The organism is Nocardioides bizhenqiangii (assembly GCF_034661235.1).
GTDB lineage: Bacteria > Actinomycetota > Actinomycetes > Propionibacteriales > Nocardioidaceae > Nocardioides > Nocardioides bizhenqiangii.
This window is the reverse complement of the sequence record NZ_CP141059.1, coordinates 478,455-493,526: the sequence shown is the minus strand read 5'-3', so window position 1 is coordinate 493,526 and position 15,072 is coordinate 478,455. Positions and strand designations below refer to the sequence as shown.

Annotated in this window: 16 protein-coding genes; 4 read left to right on the top strand and 12 right to left on the bottom strand. The window is 72.2% G+C overall.

The window, feature by feature from the left end; translation table 11 throughout:
- The first annotated feature begins 160 nt into the window (after window positions 1-160).
- The 3 genes from SHK19_RS02425 to SHK19_RS02415 are packed head-to-tail and all read left to right on the top strand — an operon-like array spanning window position 161 to window position 2,220.
- On the top strand, window positions 161-1,075 hold the full coding sequence (locus SHK19_RS02425; protein WP_322457691.1) for an ABC transporter ATP-binding protein: 915 nt from the start codon (window positions 161-163) through the stop codon (window positions 1,073-1,075).
- Window positions 1,072-1,977, top strand: a complete 906-nt coding sequence (locus SHK19_RS02420; RefSeq protein ID WP_322457690.1) for an ABC transporter permease — start codon at window positions 1,072-1,074, stop codon at window positions 1,975-1,977. Before SHK19_RS02425 ends, SHK19_RS02420 begins: the two co-directional genes overlap by 4 nt.
- 9 nt (window positions 1,978-1,986) lie before the next feature.
- A complete protein-coding gene (locus tag SHK19_RS02415) occupies window positions 1,987-2,220 on the top strand; it encodes a winged helix-turn-helix domain-containing protein (RefSeq protein ID WP_322457689.1) in 234 nt (77 codons plus the stop codon).
- A gap of 4 nt (window positions 2,221-2,224) precedes the next feature.
- On the opposite strand, the gene SHK19_RS02410 is transcribed toward SHK19_RS02415, so the two are convergent.
- The gene (locus SHK19_RS02410) at window positions 2,225-2,563 is read right to left on the bottom strand and encodes a hypothetical protein (protein ID WP_322457688.1); all 339 of its coding nucleotides are present in this window, start codon (window positions 2,561-2,563) and stop codon (window positions 2,225-2,227) included.
- Between the two features lie 60 nt (window positions 2,564-2,623).
- Window positions 2,624-3,106 (bottom strand): GNAT family N-acetyltransferase, encoded by a 483-nt coding sequence (locus SHK19_RS02405; protein ID WP_322457687.1) that lies wholly within the window; start codon window positions 3,104-3,106, stop codon window positions 2,624-2,626.
- A gap of 128 nt (window positions 3,107-3,234) precedes the next feature.
- Between SHK19_RS02405 and serC the strand changes: the two genes are divergently transcribed.
- Entirely contained in the window at window positions 3,235-4,344 is a 1,110-nt protein-coding gene (serC, locus tag SHK19_RS02400; RefSeq protein WP_405030481.1) for a phosphoserine transaminase, read from the top strand.
- Window positions 4,345-4,383: 39 nt separating this feature from the next.
- On the opposite strand, the gene SHK19_RS02395 is transcribed toward serC, so the two are convergent.
- The 10 genes from SHK19_RS02395 to SHK19_RS02350 form a co-directional block, all read right to left on the bottom strand.
- Entirely contained in the window at window positions 4,384-5,346 is a 963-nt protein-coding gene (locus tag SHK19_RS02395; RefSeq protein ID WP_322457685.1) for a phosphatase PAP2 family protein, read from the bottom strand.
- A gap of 4 nt (window positions 5,347-5,350) precedes the next feature.
- Entirely contained in the window at window positions 5,351-5,848 is a 498-nt protein-coding gene (locus SHK19_RS02390; protein ID WP_322457684.1) for an O-acetyl-ADP-ribose deacetylase, read from the bottom strand.
- A 17-nt stretch (window positions 5,849-5,865) separates the two neighbouring features.
- Entirely contained in the window at window positions 5,866-6,864 is a 999-nt protein-coding gene (locus tag SHK19_RS02385; protein ID WP_322457683.1) for a DNA topoisomerase IB, read from the bottom strand.
- Between the two features lie 29 nt (window positions 6,865-6,893).
- Window positions 6,894-7,208, bottom strand: a complete 315-nt coding sequence (locus SHK19_RS02380) for a DUF1905 domain-containing protein (RefSeq protein WP_322457682.1) — start codon at window positions 7,206-7,208, stop codon at window positions 6,894-6,896.
- Window positions 7,209-7,250: 42 nt separating this feature from the next.
- Complete coding sequence (locus SHK19_RS02375; protein WP_322457681.1) at window positions 7,251-8,243, bottom strand: SMP-30/gluconolactonase/LRE family protein; 993 nt, start codon at window positions 8,241-8,243, stop codon at window positions 7,251-7,253.
- Window positions 8,240-9,493: a class I SAM-dependent methyltransferase gene (locus tag SHK19_RS02370; protein WP_322457680.1), complete on the bottom strand. Its 1,254-nt coding sequence runs from the start codon at window positions 9,491-9,493 to the stop codon at window positions 8,240-8,242. The genes SHK19_RS02375 and SHK19_RS02370 overlap by 4 nt, the downstream gene beginning before the upstream one ends.
- Before the next feature lie 106 nt (window positions 9,494-9,599).
- Window positions 9,600-12,350 (bottom strand): FAD-binding and (Fe-S)-binding domain-containing protein, encoded by a 2,751-nt coding sequence (locus SHK19_RS02365; RefSeq protein WP_322937729.1) that lies wholly within the window; start codon window positions 12,348-12,350, stop codon window positions 9,600-9,602.
- 4 nt (window positions 12,351-12,354) lie between these two features.
- Complete coding sequence (locus SHK19_RS02360) at window positions 12,355-13,191, bottom strand: hypothetical protein (RefSeq protein WP_322937728.1); 837 nt, start codon at window positions 13,189-13,191, stop codon at window positions 12,355-12,357.
- Window positions 13,188-13,712 (bottom strand): SigE family RNA polymerase sigma factor, encoded by a 525-nt coding sequence (locus SHK19_RS02355; RefSeq protein WP_322937727.1) that lies wholly within the window; start codon window positions 13,710-13,712, stop codon window positions 13,188-13,190. Before SHK19_RS02355 ends, SHK19_RS02360 begins: the two co-directional genes overlap by 4 nt.
- Window positions 13,713-13,792: 80 nt before the next feature.
- Complete coding sequence (locus SHK19_RS02350; RefSeq protein ID WP_322937726.1) at window positions 13,793-15,064, bottom strand: hydroxyacid-oxoacid transhydrogenase; 1,272 nt, start codon at window positions 15,062-15,064, stop codon at window positions 13,793-13,795.
- Window positions 15,065-15,072 lie beyond the last annotated feature (8 nt).

The window sequence follows — 15,072 nt, the reverse complement described above, 5'->3', positions numbered from 1 at the left end:
AGGCTAGACCGGCTCCTCCGGTCCGTCGTACGGCGCGGGGAGCGGTCGCCGTACGCAGAACCGCGTAGCCGGGAGCCGCGCGACGACGGACGCGCTGCGGCCGCGCCGACGGCACGGTGGAGCCATGGACCGCCAAGAGATGAGAACTAGCCAGACCCCCGTGGTCACCACCGAAGCGCTGACGAAGAGGTACGGCGATCGCGTCGCCGTCGACAACGTCAGCATGACCGTGCGGCGCGGCGAGGTGTACGGCTTCCTCGGCCCCAACGGGGCCGGCAAGACCACCACGCTGCGGATGCTGCTCGGGTTGGTCCGGCCCACCGCCGGTTCCGCGAGCATCCTGGGACGCCCCGCCGGGCGCCCCCACCCCGACCTCAGGGTCGGCGCCCTGATCGAGGGACCCGGCTTCCATCCCTACCTGTCCGGACGCGACAACCTGCGCACGGTCGCCCGGTTCCGCGGGTTCGCCGACGCGGAGGTGGAGCGCGTGCTCGAGCGGGTCGACCTGGCAGGACGGGCCACCGACAAGTACAAGGGCTACTCGCTCGGCATGAAGCAGCGGCTCGGCGTCGCCGCCGCGCTGATGGGCGACCCGGAGCTGGTCGTGCTCGACGAGCCGACCAACGGGCTCGACCCGGCCGGCATGGCCGACATGCGGGCGCTGGTCGTCGACCTCGCCCGCGGCGGGCAGACCGTGCTGCTCTCCAGCCACCTGCTGGCCGAGGTCCAGGAGATCTGCGACCGGGTCGGCGTCATCAACAACGGCCGGCTGCTGCGCGAGTCGACGGTGGCCGAGATGCGCGGCGGTTCGTCGCTGCGGGTCCGGGCCACCCCGGAGCCGGAGGCGCTCGCGGTCGCGATGCGGCTGGCCGGTGACGACGGCGTACGGCGCACCCCCACCGGGCTGGCGCTCGACCTCCCCGCCGACGCCGCTCCCCACGTGGTCCGCGAGCTGGTCCAGGCCGGCGTCGACGTACTCGAGGTCACGCCCGCCGAGCGCAGCCTCGAAGAGGTCTTCTTCGAGATGACCACCGTCCCAGCCCCGACCTCCGTCGACAAGGAGCCCGTGTCATGACCACCACCGCACCCGCGCCTACCCCCACCGCACCTGCCACTGGCGGCCTGCTGACCGGCGTCGGCCGGAGCACCCGCGCCGAGCTGCTCCGGCTGCGGAAGTGGCCGGCGGTCTGGATCACGCTCGGCACCTGGCTGACGTTGAGCCTGATGTTCGGCTACCTGTTCAACTACCTGTCCTACGCCACCGGCGACAACTCGTTCACCAACGAGGGCGCGAGCCAGGCGGCGCTGCTGGCCGAGATGATGCCGGCGAACGCTCCGAACGTGTTCCTCCAGGGCATGCCGATGTTCGGCGGCGCGCTGGTGATGGTGCTGGGTGCGATCGTGGCCGGCAACGGCTACGGCTGGGGGACCTGGAAGACCGTGTTCTCCCTGGGCGCGCACCGGTCGGGTGCGATCCTCGGCTCGCTGGGCGCGCTGACCGTCTTCGTGGTCGCGACCCTGGTGGCGTCGTTCGCCTTGGACCTTGGGCTGTCGCTGCTGGTCGCGACGACCGAGTCCCAGGACATCGTGATGCCGTCGCTCGCCTCGGTAGGCGAGGCAGCCGGCGCCGGCTTCCTGCTGATGGAGATGTGGGCGCTGATCGGCTTCGCGCTCGGCACCATCGCCCGCGGCCCTGCGCTCTCGGTCGGACTCGGCCTGGTCTGGGCGCTGGTCGTGGAGAACCTGCTGCGCGGCGTGGGCCAGCTCCTCGGGTGGATCGAGAGCCTGACCACCGTGCTGCCCGGCACCGCCGGCGGCTCTCTGATCGGCTCGATCGTCGGGGTCGACGGCGTCGACACGCCGCCGGGTGTGCTCGACACCGTCTCCGGCACGCAGGCCGCGATCACCGTAGCGATCTACATCGTGGTCGCAGTCGCGGTCAGCGTCGTCGTCGTCCGGCGGCGCGACGTGGCCTGACGAGAATTCGTGGCCACGCTGGCGTCGGTCGACGAGGCCGAGTTCCGCGTGGTGCGCGACCGGGTCGAGATCTCCGACTCGGCGCTCTCCAAGCAGACGCGCGTGCTCGAGGGCGCCGGCTACGTCAAGGTCCGCAAGGGACACGTCGGCAAATGGCCGCGCACCTGGCTGTCGCTGACGAAGGCGGGTCGCAAGGCGTACGCCGCGCACCTCGAGGCGCTGCGCGCGATCGCCGGCTCCTAGTCGATCAGGCGTCCCTGTGCTTCGGCGCGTCGGGGTCGAGGCGGTCCGCCTCGCGGAGCCGCTCGTCCATCGTGCTCCGGTCGTCCGCCACCTCTTCGTGCTGCTCCTGGGCGATCATCTCGAGCTGGTCGGCCTCGGCCCGCATCCGCTCCGCCTCCGCTGCCGCAGTCTGCGCCTCGGCCTCACGCTTGCGCAGCTCGGGGTCGTGCTGCGCGGCCTCGGTGCGGATGGCCACCGCCCGCTCGCGGCCGACCTCACGCTTCTTCTTCAGTGCCATCACCACGACCGCGGCGATGATCACCAGCGCCACCACGGCGATCAGGATCCAGATCCAGGTGTCCATGAGTCCCTCCTTGGTTCTGTGGGCGGTAACCGTTCGGAGGACCGGCAAACCTCTGGTGCGTCACAATCGCTTCCCGAAGCAGCGGTTGACCTCGCTGTCCCGGTAGTGCCCGAAGCGCTCGATCGGCAGGTAGCCGGACGACTCGTAGAGCCCGATCGCCTCCGGCTGCATCAGACCGGTCTCGAGGACGAGCAGGTCGTAGCCGGCGGCGGCCGCGGTCGACTCGAGCTCGGCGAGGATCCGGCGGGCGAGTCCCCTGCCTCGGTGCTCGGGTACGACGTACATCCGCTTGATCTCGGCGCCGAGCGAGCCGCCCAGCGCGAGGACCGACGTCCGTCGCCAGGCACCCGTGCCGACCGGGACGCCGTCGAGGTAGGCGACGAGGAACAGCCCGTTCGGCGGGTCGAACATCGAAGGATCGAGCGGCGTCTCGTCGGGCCCGCCGTAGCGATCGACGTACTCCTCCTGGACCCGGGCGACCAGCGCGGTCGCGTCGGCGTCGCCGTACGCCGCAATCCGGAGGTCGAGCACCACGTCGGTCATCCGTCCATCACAGCTACCGATTTATCACCGTCGTCACGCGGCTGTCACACTGGTACCTCTGACAGCGTCGTCAGCGATCGTCCCTCGATGAGAAGGTTGATGAAGTGACCGACGCCCTCGCCCCCTCGATGACACTGCCCGAGGACCTCAAGCCCGCCGACGGCCGGTTCGGCGCCGGCCCGTCGAAGATCCAGACCAGCCACCTCGACGCGCTCGCCGCGACCGGTGCCGACCTGATGGGCACCTCCCACCGCCAGGCCCCGGTGAAGAACACCGTCGGCCGCGTCCGCGAGGGCCTCGCCGCGCTGTTCGACCTGCCCGAGGGCTATCAGGTCGTGCTGGGCAACGGCGGCGCCACCGCGTTCTGGGACATCGCGACGTTCGGCCTGATCGAGAGGAAGAGCCAGCACCTCAGCTTCGGCGAGTTCTCGTCCAAGTTCGCCAAGGCCGCCGAGCTGGCGCCGTGGCTCGAGACCCCGTCGGTCATCAAGTCCGACCCGGGCACCCGCCCGGACCCGGTCGCCGAGCCTGGCGTCGACGCCTACGGCTGGGCACACAACGAGACCTCGACCGCCGTGATGGCGCCGGTCGTGCGGCCCCAGGGTGCCGACGACGGTGCGTTGGTCCTCGTCGACGCGACCTCGGGCGCGGGCGGCCTGCCGGTCGACCTCGCCCAGGTCGACGCCTACTACTTCGCCCCGCAGAAGTGCTTCGCCTCCGATGGTGGCCTCTGGGTCGCCCTGATGTCGCCGGCCGCCCTCGAGCGGGCTGCCCGGATCGGCGCGAGCGACCGGCACATCCCGGCGTTCTTCGACCTGCCGACCGCGATCGACAACTCGGCGAAGAACCAGACCTACAACACCCCGTCGGTCGCCACCCTCTTCCTGATGGCCGAGCAGCTGGACTGGATGAACAGCCTCGGCGGGCTCAAGGGGATGGTGGAGCGCACCACCGAGTCGTCCAACACGCTCTACGGCTGGGCCGAGCGGACGTCGTACACCACGCCGTACGTCGCCGACCCGAGCCATCGCTCGCTCGTCATCGGCACCATCGACTTCGACGAGGCGATCGACGCGGCCGAGGTCGCCAAGGTGCTTCGCGCCAACGGCATCGTCGACACCGAGCCCTACCGCAAGCTGGGTCGCAACCAGCTGCGGATCGCGATGTACCCCGCCGTCGACCCGGCCGACGTCGAGGCGCTCACCCGGTGCATCGACTGGGTCGTCGAGAACCTCTGAGGTTGCACGCCGAGCGGCGCTCGGCGAGCGGGGCTCGGGCTACTCGACCACCGGCGGCGTAGGTCGTCGCTTCTCCCACAGCGCGCAGGCGCCCATCGCCGCTGCCACCAGCAGCCCACCCGCGATGGCGTCGATGACGTAGTGCTCGGCGTAGTAGACGAGCATGAAGGACATCGCGAGCGGATAGAGGAGCAGCAGCCACCGCCAGCCACTGCGGAGCCGGGAGATCCCCCACCATGCCACGAAGATGGCGAGACCGGCGTGGAGCGACGGCATCGCGGCGACCTGGTTGCCGACCGCCGAGATGCTCTGGTGGGCAGTGCCGCCGGTCGACTTGCTGAGGTCGAACCAGCCGCGCCCGGTGATCCGCGAGATGTCCTCGGTGATGTAGCCGTCACGAGAAGCCATCCACGGCGGCGCCATCGGGTAGACCATGAAGCAGACCACCGCTGAGCTGATGATCAGCAGGTAGCGCCGCATGTAGCGCACCCACTGCGGGCGGTTGCGCTTCCAGAGGTACGCGGCGACTCCGAGCGCCGCGAAGAAGTGGGAGTAGTAGACGGTGGTGAGCACGACGTCGTACCACCGCGGCGGCATCGACCGGTCGCACGGGACGCCGCAGAGCTCGGCCTGGAGGTACTCGGTGGGGAGGGTGCCGCCGAAGAGCCACCGTTCGGCCTCGATCGGCTCGGTGACATGGACGCTGAAGACTCCGAGGTCGTCGGAGAGGCCGCGGCTGTAGAGGTACACCAGCAGGACGGCGAACGGCGGCCACCAGTCACGGAGGAACCGGAGATGTTCGCGCACCGGTCGCCGCACGTCCCACGCCACGGTCCCCAGCCAGATCCAGCCGACGACCTCGACCGCCTGCTTGGGAAGCCCCCAGAAGTACATGTACGTCGCGAGTGCGGCGACGTAGCCGAGGACGCCGGCCACCCGCGGCCCATCGACGGCGACTCTCGCTGCCGGCTCCAGTGCTTCGTCGGCCATGTCCACGCCCACGCGGTCAGTCCTCCATCCTGCTGCGGATCCGGTCGTACGCCGACCGGCCGAACGCCACCATACGGGCGGTCTCCACGTTCGTGGGGGTGGTTCGGAGCGTTTCCAGGGCCGCGTCGATCGCGTCGTCGCGCGGCCAGCCGTAGACCCCTGCGCTGATCAGCGGGAAGGCGATCGTCGTCGCTCCCAGCTCGTCGGCGACCTCGAGCGCACGGCGGTAGCAGGACGTCAGGAGGGAGCGGTCCCGCTGTCCCGCGTTGTAGTTGGGGCCGACCACGTGAATCACCCAGCGTGCGGCCATCAGCCCGGCGGTGGTCCAGCCCGCGTCACCGGTGGCGAGGCCGTCGGGGAAGCGACGTACGCAGTCCTCGAGGACCGCCGGCCCGCCGGCCGCGTGGATCGCGCCGTCGACACCGGCGCCCCCGCGCATCCGGATGTTGGCGGCGTTGACGACCGCGTCGACGTCCTGCTGGGTGATGTCTCCCTCGACGACATCGATCTCCATGGCCCGAGCCTGCCATCTCACCCGATCAGACGCAGGAGGGCGCGCTCCAATCCGGCCTGGCGCTGGTCGGGGTCTTCGTACGTCCGCCGGACGGCGCTCCGGATGGTGCGGCCCTCGTCGTAGGCGTCGATCACCCGCGGATCGACGTATGCCGACCGGGCCAGGGTCGGGGTGTTGCCGAGGTACTCCGCGACCTCCCGCATGGTCGCGGCCACGGCCCGCTTGCGCGCGGTCTTGCTCGCCTCCGGGCCCGGCGCCTCGGCGAGCGCGGCCGCAGCGATCACGGTCGCGTGCCAGGTGCGGAAGTCCTTGGCCGATGCGTCGAGCCCGCTGACCTCGCGGAGGTACTCGTTGACGAGCTCGGGGGTGAGCGAGCGCCAGCGCCGACCGACGCGGAAGCAGAGCAGGCTCGGGTCCGAGCTCGAGCGACGGCGCCGCATCCGGTCCAGCAGCTCGACGACGACCGGGTCGTCGACCTCGGTCCGGTGCTCGACGCCGGACTTGCCGGTGAACTGGAAGACGAGCACGTCGCGCTGCCGTCGCACGTGCCTGCGCTCCAAGGTGGTCAGCCCGAACGAGCCGTTCTCCATGGCGTAGACGTCGTTGCCGATCCGGAAGTAGCCGAGGTCGAGCAGCCGTACGGCGAGCGCGCAGCCGACCTCCTCGCACACGTCGCCGAGGGCCAGGTCGGTGAGCACCCGCTGCCGCACACGGGGCAGCCGGCGACCGAACCGCATCACCCGGTCGTACTTCTCGGCCGAACGCTGCTCGACCCACGCCGGGTGGTAGATGTACTGCCGCCGGCCCGCCTCGTCGGTCCCGACCGCCTGGAGGTGGCCCCGCGGATAGGGACAGATCCACACGTCCCGCCATGCGGGCGGGATCACCAGCGCGCGACAGCGCGCGGCGTCCTCCTCCCCGAGCCGCTCACCGCGCTCGTCGAGGTAGACGAAGCCTTTCCCGGCCCGACGGCGGGTCCAGCCCGCCTGGTCGGGAGATGTCCGGCGCAGCAGCACGGGCTGAAGATAGCCGGTTGCAGGTGGGTTCAGACCAGCGACAGGCGCACGGTCGCCTCGCTGTCCTCGTCGAGCCCCTCGGCGACGCGCACCGCCTTCTTCACCGGCAGCACGTAGGTCTTGCGCTCACCGCTGGGGAAGACGGACGTCCGCCAGGTGCTCGCGCCGACCGTGACCTCGACCCGGACACTGCCGAACCCCTTGCCCGGGCCGGCGATCGCCTCGATCTCGTCGGAGACGTCGAACGGCAGGCTCAGGAAGTACCACGCCCCCGACGTCCCCTCGTCCTTCGCCTCCCACCGCCACAGCGGTGCCGCGAAGTCGTAGGTCGTCACGCCGGTCATCGTGTCAGCCCGCGCCGACACTCCGCCCTATGCGGCGCGGGATCAGCGCGGGCGGAGCGCGCGGACCAGCACCAGGATGACGACGACCCCGACGATGCCGCCGACCGCCCACGGCCAGAACGGCCGTTCGATCTCCTCCGCCGGCTCGTCCCTGTCGGTGGCCGTCACCGGATCCCCGTCGTCGGTCGTCGGGCCCTCCCCTGAGCCGTCCCCTGGGGGGTCCTTCGGCTCGAGCGCGGACCGCAGCCATCGCGGCAGCGCGATCCGCAGCACCTCGCTGTGCTGGCCCTCGGAACTGACGAAGACCGCGCCGTCCCTGTCGACGGCGATGCCCTCGCCCTGCTCCTGGTCGGGGAGCGGGATCTCGCCGACCTCCTCCAGCGACGGCCAGCGGTAGAACGTGGCGGTGTCGTAGCCGCGGAGCACGAAGGCCTCGCCGTCCGGGAGGAAGGCCCCGTCGGTCGCGATCGGCCGTACCTCGCCGAGCAGCCGCATCCGGTTCGGACGGTCGGGGTCGAGCCGCTTCGGCGCGGCGTAGATGCGGCCGATGAACTCCTTCGCGACGACCAGCACCTGCCCCGTGCCGGGGTGCACCAGCAGCGCCTCGGCGTCGTGGGGACCGTCCGGATAGGTCAGCTCGTAGGTGGCCGGGTCGACCGAGCCGTCCTCGCCGAACGGCATCCGGAGCACCTCGACCGAGTCCCGCTGCGCCAGGTTGTCCCCGATGTCGCCGACCAGGACGTCACCGCCCGGCAGCAGCGACATCGCCTCGACGTCTTCGGGCTCGCCGTCCCACGACGTCACCGCCACGGTGCTGCCGTCGGCCGGGTCGACGGTGAACACCCGCCCCACGTCGCCGGAGTCGTTGACCGTCGCGAACAGGCCGTTCTGGACCGCCAGCCCGCTCGACTCGACGATCTCGGGGTCGGCGAACGAGAACACCACCTCGGCGCCCGGCCTGCTCTCGCTGGCGGTGAACCCGAGACCGAACGGCAGCACCGCCAGTGCCGCCAGGACCTTCTCCAACCGGCTCACCCCACCTCGTCGATCGAACCGGTCGAGACCCCGGCGGACCCGAGCAGGACGGCGAGCCGCGGCGTGACCTGCCAGGTCGCGACCAGGTCGTCGTAGTCCTGCCGCAGTGCGGGGTCCGCCGCGGCGCCGGTCCGGACGGCGCGCAGCAGCGTGTTGCGCGGCGTGTGCTTGCTCTCGACGAACTGCATGACGTCGACGCGGTAGGCGGACAGCCGCAGGAGCATCTCCCGCAGCGCGTCGGTCAAGGTGTCCGCGAAGCGCTCACGGAGGATGCCGTGCCGGGTGAGGGACGAGTACGGCGCCGGGGCCGGCGCCTTGCGCAGCTGGGCGGCGACGTCGTGATGGCAGCACGGCGCGGCCAGCACCAGCGGCGCCCGCCACTCGATCGCACGGGCGAGTGCCTCGTCGGTGGCGGTGTCGCACGCGTGCAGAGCCAGGACGACGTCCGGCTGCTGGTCGCGCTCCGGAAGGATCGCGCCGGCGATGGTGCCCACCACGAAGTCCGCGACGATGCCGAGGTCGTCGGCCACCCGTCCGTTGTGCTCGGCCGATTGCTGCTTCACGTCGACGCCGACCAGCCGTACCGGCAGCCCGCGCTGCTGGGTCAGGTAACGGTGTGCGGCGAAGGTCAGGTAGCCGTTGCCGCACCCCAGGTCGACGATCCGCAGCGGGTCGTCCGGCGTGGGCGTGCGCAGCTGGTTGCCGAGCGCCTCGGTGATCGACGCGTCGAGGATCCGCACGAACTCCTCGACCTGGCGGTACTTCGCCTGCCGGCTCGGCTTGATCCGACCCTGCGCGTCGGCCAGCCCGAGCGCCGCCAGCACCGGGTCGTCGCCGGGCAGGAGCCGCTCCTTCTCCCGGTCGTGGGCCCGGACGGCCTCGACCGGTGCCGCCCGACCGGACGTGTGGGTGATCGCGTCGAGTTTCTTGGTCACCCTCAGCTGGTGCACCTCGGTCGTGGTCTCGACGTGCCAGTTGCCGAACGGCTCGGCCAGCAGCGCATCCACTGCGGCACCGGCCGCGTCGCCGACCAGGTGGTTGGCGACGTAGGCCTGGGTGGCGTCGTACGTCGTGACCTGCAGGTGCCGTCCCGCCTTCAGGTCCACCCACCGCAGCTCGGCGCGACGCCACCGCGGCTGCTGACCCTTCTGCCGGCCCGATCCCAGCCCGCGCACCAGTGAGTCCGGGTCGAGCAGGTGGTCCCGGATCCGGGCGAGGCCCTCGGCCAGCGGCTCGGTGGTGGAGCTCATGGGAGACCGATCACTTGAGGATGGCCGCGACGACGACGATCACCAGCAGTGCCACCAGCGCGACCGGGATGACGAGTCGACGTTGGCGGGGGTTCACCCGGTCAATCTACCGACCCAGCAGCTCGGCGAGGTGCAGCGCCTGCACCTGTGCGAGGTCGTCGAGCTGGAGCGCGCACGACAGGCCGTCGGCGAGGACGACGGTCGCGGGGTCGGCCTCGAGAGCCGAGCGCACCGCCGGCAGCAGGTGGGACTCGGCGACGGCGACCGAAGCCTCGTAGTGGCCCTTCTCGACCCCCCAGTTGCCGGCCAGCCCACAGCAGCCGGGCACCACCGTCACGGTCGCGCCGGCCCGCTCGAGCAGCGCGTGGTCGGTGGCCCAGCCGAGCACCGACGAGTGGTGGCAGTGGGGCTGGGCGACGACGCTCACCCCGTTGAGGTCCGGCAGCGGGAGGTCGAGCCGGGTCACCAGCTCGCCCAAGGTGACGACGCCCAGGCCGGCGTCCGACCGCAGCGCGGCCGTGCAGGACGGCTCGATGCCCAGCACCGGCACCCCGCTGTCGACGTACGGCGTCAGGACCTCCCGGGTGCGGTCCAGGATCTTGCGCGCGGTGTCGCGCTGTCCCGTCGACGTCCAGGTCAGCGCGCAGCACGCGGGCTCGTCGATCACCCGCACCGTGAGGCCGGCGCCCTCGAGGTACCCGATCGCCGCGAGCCCGGGACCGGTGCGGAAGTACTCCGTGAACGAGTCCGCCCACACCCATACGTCGGGGGTCTCGGTGCTCGAGTAGCCCGAGCCGCTAGGCGAGGGCGTATCGAGACCCCCGCCGGCCGAAAGCCTTCCCGTCACCACCGCCGACGCCTTCCTGAACCGCGGCGACGCCAGCACCGGCAGCGACCGCCGCTCGTCCACGCCCGCCACCACCTTGGCCAGCTTCGCGAGCGGCCCGCCGCGCAGCGCCGGGTTTCCGAGCCTCGCCAGCGGCGCGCCCCACCGTGCCCACCGCGGCAGCGCACCGAGGGCGTAGTGGGAGCGCGGCCTCCTGCGGCGGGAGTAGGTCTGGTGCAGCACCTCGGACTTGTACTCCGCCATGTCGACGCCGGTCGGGCAGTCCGACAGGCAGCCCTTGCAGGACAGGCAGAGGTCGAGCGCCTCGTGCACCGCCGGGTCGGCGAGGCCGCCCGGCAGCGCGCCGGTGACCGCTTCCTGCAGCACCCGGGCGCGCCCGCGGGTCGAGTCCTTCTCGTCCCGGGTGGCGACGTACGACGGGCACATCACCCCGGCGGGAGCGGGCGCCACGCACTTCCCGACGCCGGTGCACCGGTGCACCTCCGCGGCCAGGTCCGGGGCGAGCAGGACGGGCCGCACCGGCCGCAGGTCGGCGTCGAACGGCCGGGGATCGACCAGCACGCCGGGGTTGAGGAGCCCCTCCGGGTCGCACGCGTGCTTGACCGCGGCGAAGAGGGCGAGCGACGTCTCGTCGTACATCAGCGGCAGCAGCTCCGACCGCGCCCGACCGTCGCCGTGCTCCCCCGACAGCGACCCGCCGTGCTCCCGCAGCCGCTCGGCACAGGCGACCAGGAACTCCCGGAACGCCTGCGGTCCGCCGGAGAAGTCGAAGTCGATCCGCACGTGCACACAGCCGTCGCCGAAGTGGCCGTAGGGCACGCCGTCGAGCCGGTGCTCCCGCAGCAGGGCGTCGAAGTCGCGCAGCCAGGCGCCGAGCCGGTCGGGCGGGACGGCGGCATCCTCCCAGCCCGAGTGCGCCGGCCGGCCGAGGCTGCGCGCGGCCAACCCCGCGCCGTCCTCACGGATCCGCCACAGTGCGGCCGCCTCCGCGACCGACCCGACCACCCGGGCGTCGAGCGCGCCGGCCACAGCGACGACCGATGACAGCGCGCCGGCCCGTTCCGGACCGGCGACCTCGACGAACAGCCACCCACTCCCCCGCGGCAACTCCGGCACCGCCCCGCCGCGGGCACGCACCAGCTCGACGATCCGCGCGTCGAGCCCCTCGCAGGCGACGATCCGGGCGTCACCCGCGACGCCTCCGAGGATCGCCGGCACCGCGTCCGCCGCGTCGACCATCGACGGGTACCCGAGCACCAGCAGGTCCCGCGCCTCCTCGGGCACCAGCGACACGACGACCTCACGCAGCAGCCCGAGCGTGCCCTCGGACCCGGCGAAGAACTGCGGCACCGCCAGCCGCTCGGGCAGCAGGTGCTCCAACGAGTACCCCGACACCTGGCGTGAGAACCGTCCGAACGACGTCCGGACGTGGGCGAGCTCGCGCGCCACCACTGCCGCCAGCCGGGTCTCGACCTCGCCGGTGCGGGCGGTTCGGTCGCCCCAGAGCACGTCGACCTCGACGATCGTGTCGGCGGTGCGTCCGTAGCCGAGCGCGCGGGATCCGCACGCGTTGTTGCCGACCATGCCGCCGATCGTGCAGCGGGTGTGGGTGGAGGGGTCCGGCCCGTAGCGCAGTCCCCCCGAGGGCACGGCCGCCGCGGCTCTCTGGAGCTGGGCGTGCACGACGCCGGGCTCGACCCGCGCCGTCCGGGCCAGGGTGTCGATCTCCAGCACCCGGTCCAGCCGGCGGGTGTCGACCACGATGCCCTCGCCCACGGCGTTGCCGGCGATCGACGTACCTGCTCCGCGCATGGTCACCGACGACCCGGCAGCCGCGGCCACCTCGAGCACCGCCTCCAGGTCGTCGCGGTGCCGCGGCCGGGCAACGGCAGCCGGGAGCACCCGGTAGAGGGAGGCGTCGGAGGAGTAGAGCGCCCGGGTGAGCGTCGAGTCGTCGGCGTCGACGCCCCGGCGAGCCAGCTCGGCAACCAGGTCGTCGGCGGAGCTCACCCGCTCAATCTAGTGCTGCGCACTCGAGCAGCCGCGTCGACGCGAGACTCGTGACGCACCAGGTGCCGTGGTCGACCCCGCGAAGCATCGCCTCGCGGGGGAACCGGAGCACCTCGACGGCGTACGGCGACTCCTCGCCGTCCGCCACCGGCTCCTGGCTGCGCCACCACCACAGCTGGCCGTCGTGCACCCACCAGTAGGTGCGGGTGCCGTCGCTGCCCGGCCGACCGCGCGCGCGGAGATCCCCGGTGAGGATCGAGACCAGCTCGCCGTCACGGAGGCTGACCACCAGCGGCTGGGCGCGGTGCAGGTCGACCGTGTCGGCGTCGAGTGCGAGCACGATCTCCTCGCCCTCCCGGCCGTCCAGGTTGGCCGTCGCCCCGATCTTGACGTCCCGGGCCTGGCCGACCTGGTAGCTCACCGACTCGCCGCTCGCCGAGAGCTCGACCTCGACGTCGAAGTCGGGCAGCACCGCGTCGGGCTCCTCGAGCGACATCACCCGGACGTCGTCGAGCGCGCTGTCGCCGTCGACGTCGGCCTTGTCCTGAGCGACGAGGGTCCGGACCGGGTCGGTCATCGTGAACGTGCCGGAGGGGTCCGTGGCCGGGTCCGACGGGCTCTTCTCGCCGTCCGGGTCGATCGCCGCCAGGGCGAGCAGCGGCAGCACGACCACGATCACCGCGATCGCCGCGACGAGGAGGTAGCCGGAGGGCCGCTGCCACCACGCTCCGGGCTCGGGCTCGCCCGGCTCGAGGTCGGGCGCCAGGGTGAGGTCCTCGGGTCGGACCAGCTCGGCCCGAGCGGCCAGGGCGTCGCGGAGACGCAGCTCGATGTCGCTCATCGCCCACCCTCCAGCTTCTTCTCCAGAGAAGCGAGCGCGCGGCTCGCGGTCGACTTCACGGTGCCCCGGGAGATCCCGAGCGCCTCGGCGATCTCGATCTCCGACAGGCCGCTCCAGTAGCGCAGCACCAGCACCTCCCGCTGTCGGGCCGGCAGGGTCCGCAGGGCTGCGGACACCTCCCGGTGCTCCTCGCTCAGCAGCGCCAGGTCGTCGGGGCCGGCTCGGGACGCCTCCTCGGGCGGCGTGTAGGCCCGGGCGGTACGGCGGCGACGCAAGGCCGAGCGAGCCCGGTTGACGACCGCGCGCCGCAGGTAGGCGACGGCTGCGTCCGGATCGCGCAGCTGCTTGTCGCCGGTCAGCAGCCCGGCGAACACGTCGTGCACGACGTCCTCGGCAGACCCGAGGTCGTCGACGAGGAGCACCGCCAGCCGCACCAGGTTGAGCCGGTGCGCGGCGTACAGGTCAGCGGCCAGGTGCTCGGGACCAGTCCCGACCTCGCCGATCACCGCCAGCCTGCGCATCCCGAATCTCCGTCTGCTCAATGCCCTTCCCCATACCTAGAAGACGCGCCGGATGCCCCGAGGTTGCTCGCTCGCGCGACTCAATCGGCCCAGTGGCGCAGGGAGGAGCCGATGATGCCGGCGAGGTCGTCCTCGGTGACCGGCTTCGGCGCGGTGGCGAGCAGCCGCTGCTGCTGGACCGCACCCGCGACCAGGTCGTCGACGTCCGCCTCGCCGTAGCCGACCTCGCCCAGCCCGTTGGGCAGCCCGATGTCGCGCATCAGGGTCGCCAGCGTCCGCGGCAGGACGTCCGGACCGGAGCCGTCGGCTGCGGGGTCCAGCAGCCGGGCGGCGCGCAGGTGGCGGTCCGGCGCGGCGTCGTAGGTGAACCGGAACGCCTCGGGGGCCGTGAGGGCGACCGCGATGCCGTGCGGCACGATCGGCTCGCCCGCGGGATAGCCGGCCGGCCGGAAGTCGCGCACGCGACCCGCGATCGGATAGGCGTTGGCGTGCGGGATGTGCACGCCGGCGTTCCCGAAGCCCAGGCCCGCGAAGGTCGCGGCCATCGCCATCTGCTCGGCCACCTCCGGAGCCATCCCGCCCTCGCGGACCGCGGACCGGAAGGCACCGGCGAGCAGCCCGAGCGCGCGTTCGGACCACAGGTCGGCGATCGGGTTGGCGCCGCAGTAGGGCACCCGTTGCTCGGGCGACTTGGCGTCGAAGTCGGCGTACCAGCGCGCGGTGTAGCTCTCGAGCGCGTGGCACAGGATGTCCATCCCGGCGGCCGCGGTGACGCCGGGCGGCTGGGTGGCGCTGAGGTCGGGGTCGACGACCGCGAGCCGGGGCCGGAGCGCGGGGTGGCTGATGCCGGTCTTGACCTTGAGCGCGAGCACGTCCATGACGCAGATGGTGGTGCTCTCGCTGCCGGTGCCGGTGGTCGTCGGTACGGCGACCAGCGGCAGCAGGGCGTGCTCCGGGGCGCGTGCATTCCCCACCGGTGCGTTGATGTAGTCCATCAGCTCGCCGGGGTTGGTCACCAGCAGGGCGACCGCCTTCGCGGTGTCGATCGACGACCCGCCCCCGACGGCGACCACCGCGTCGAACGGCCCCTCGGCCCGGGCGAACTCCACCGCGTGCGTCAGCGACGCATCGGTCGGCTCGACATGGGTCTCGTCGTACGTCGTCACGGCGAGGCCGTGCTTCGCCAGGCCCTCCGCCACGGTCGCGGGGTGCCCGACCGCGGCGACGCCCGGATCCGTCACCAGGAGCACGCGCCGCGCCCCCCACGTGGACAGGTCGTAGCCCAGCTCGCGGGACGCCCCCCGCCCGAACTTCAGGGCCGGCGCCGCATAGGTGAAGACGGTCTCGCTCACCCGCCCAA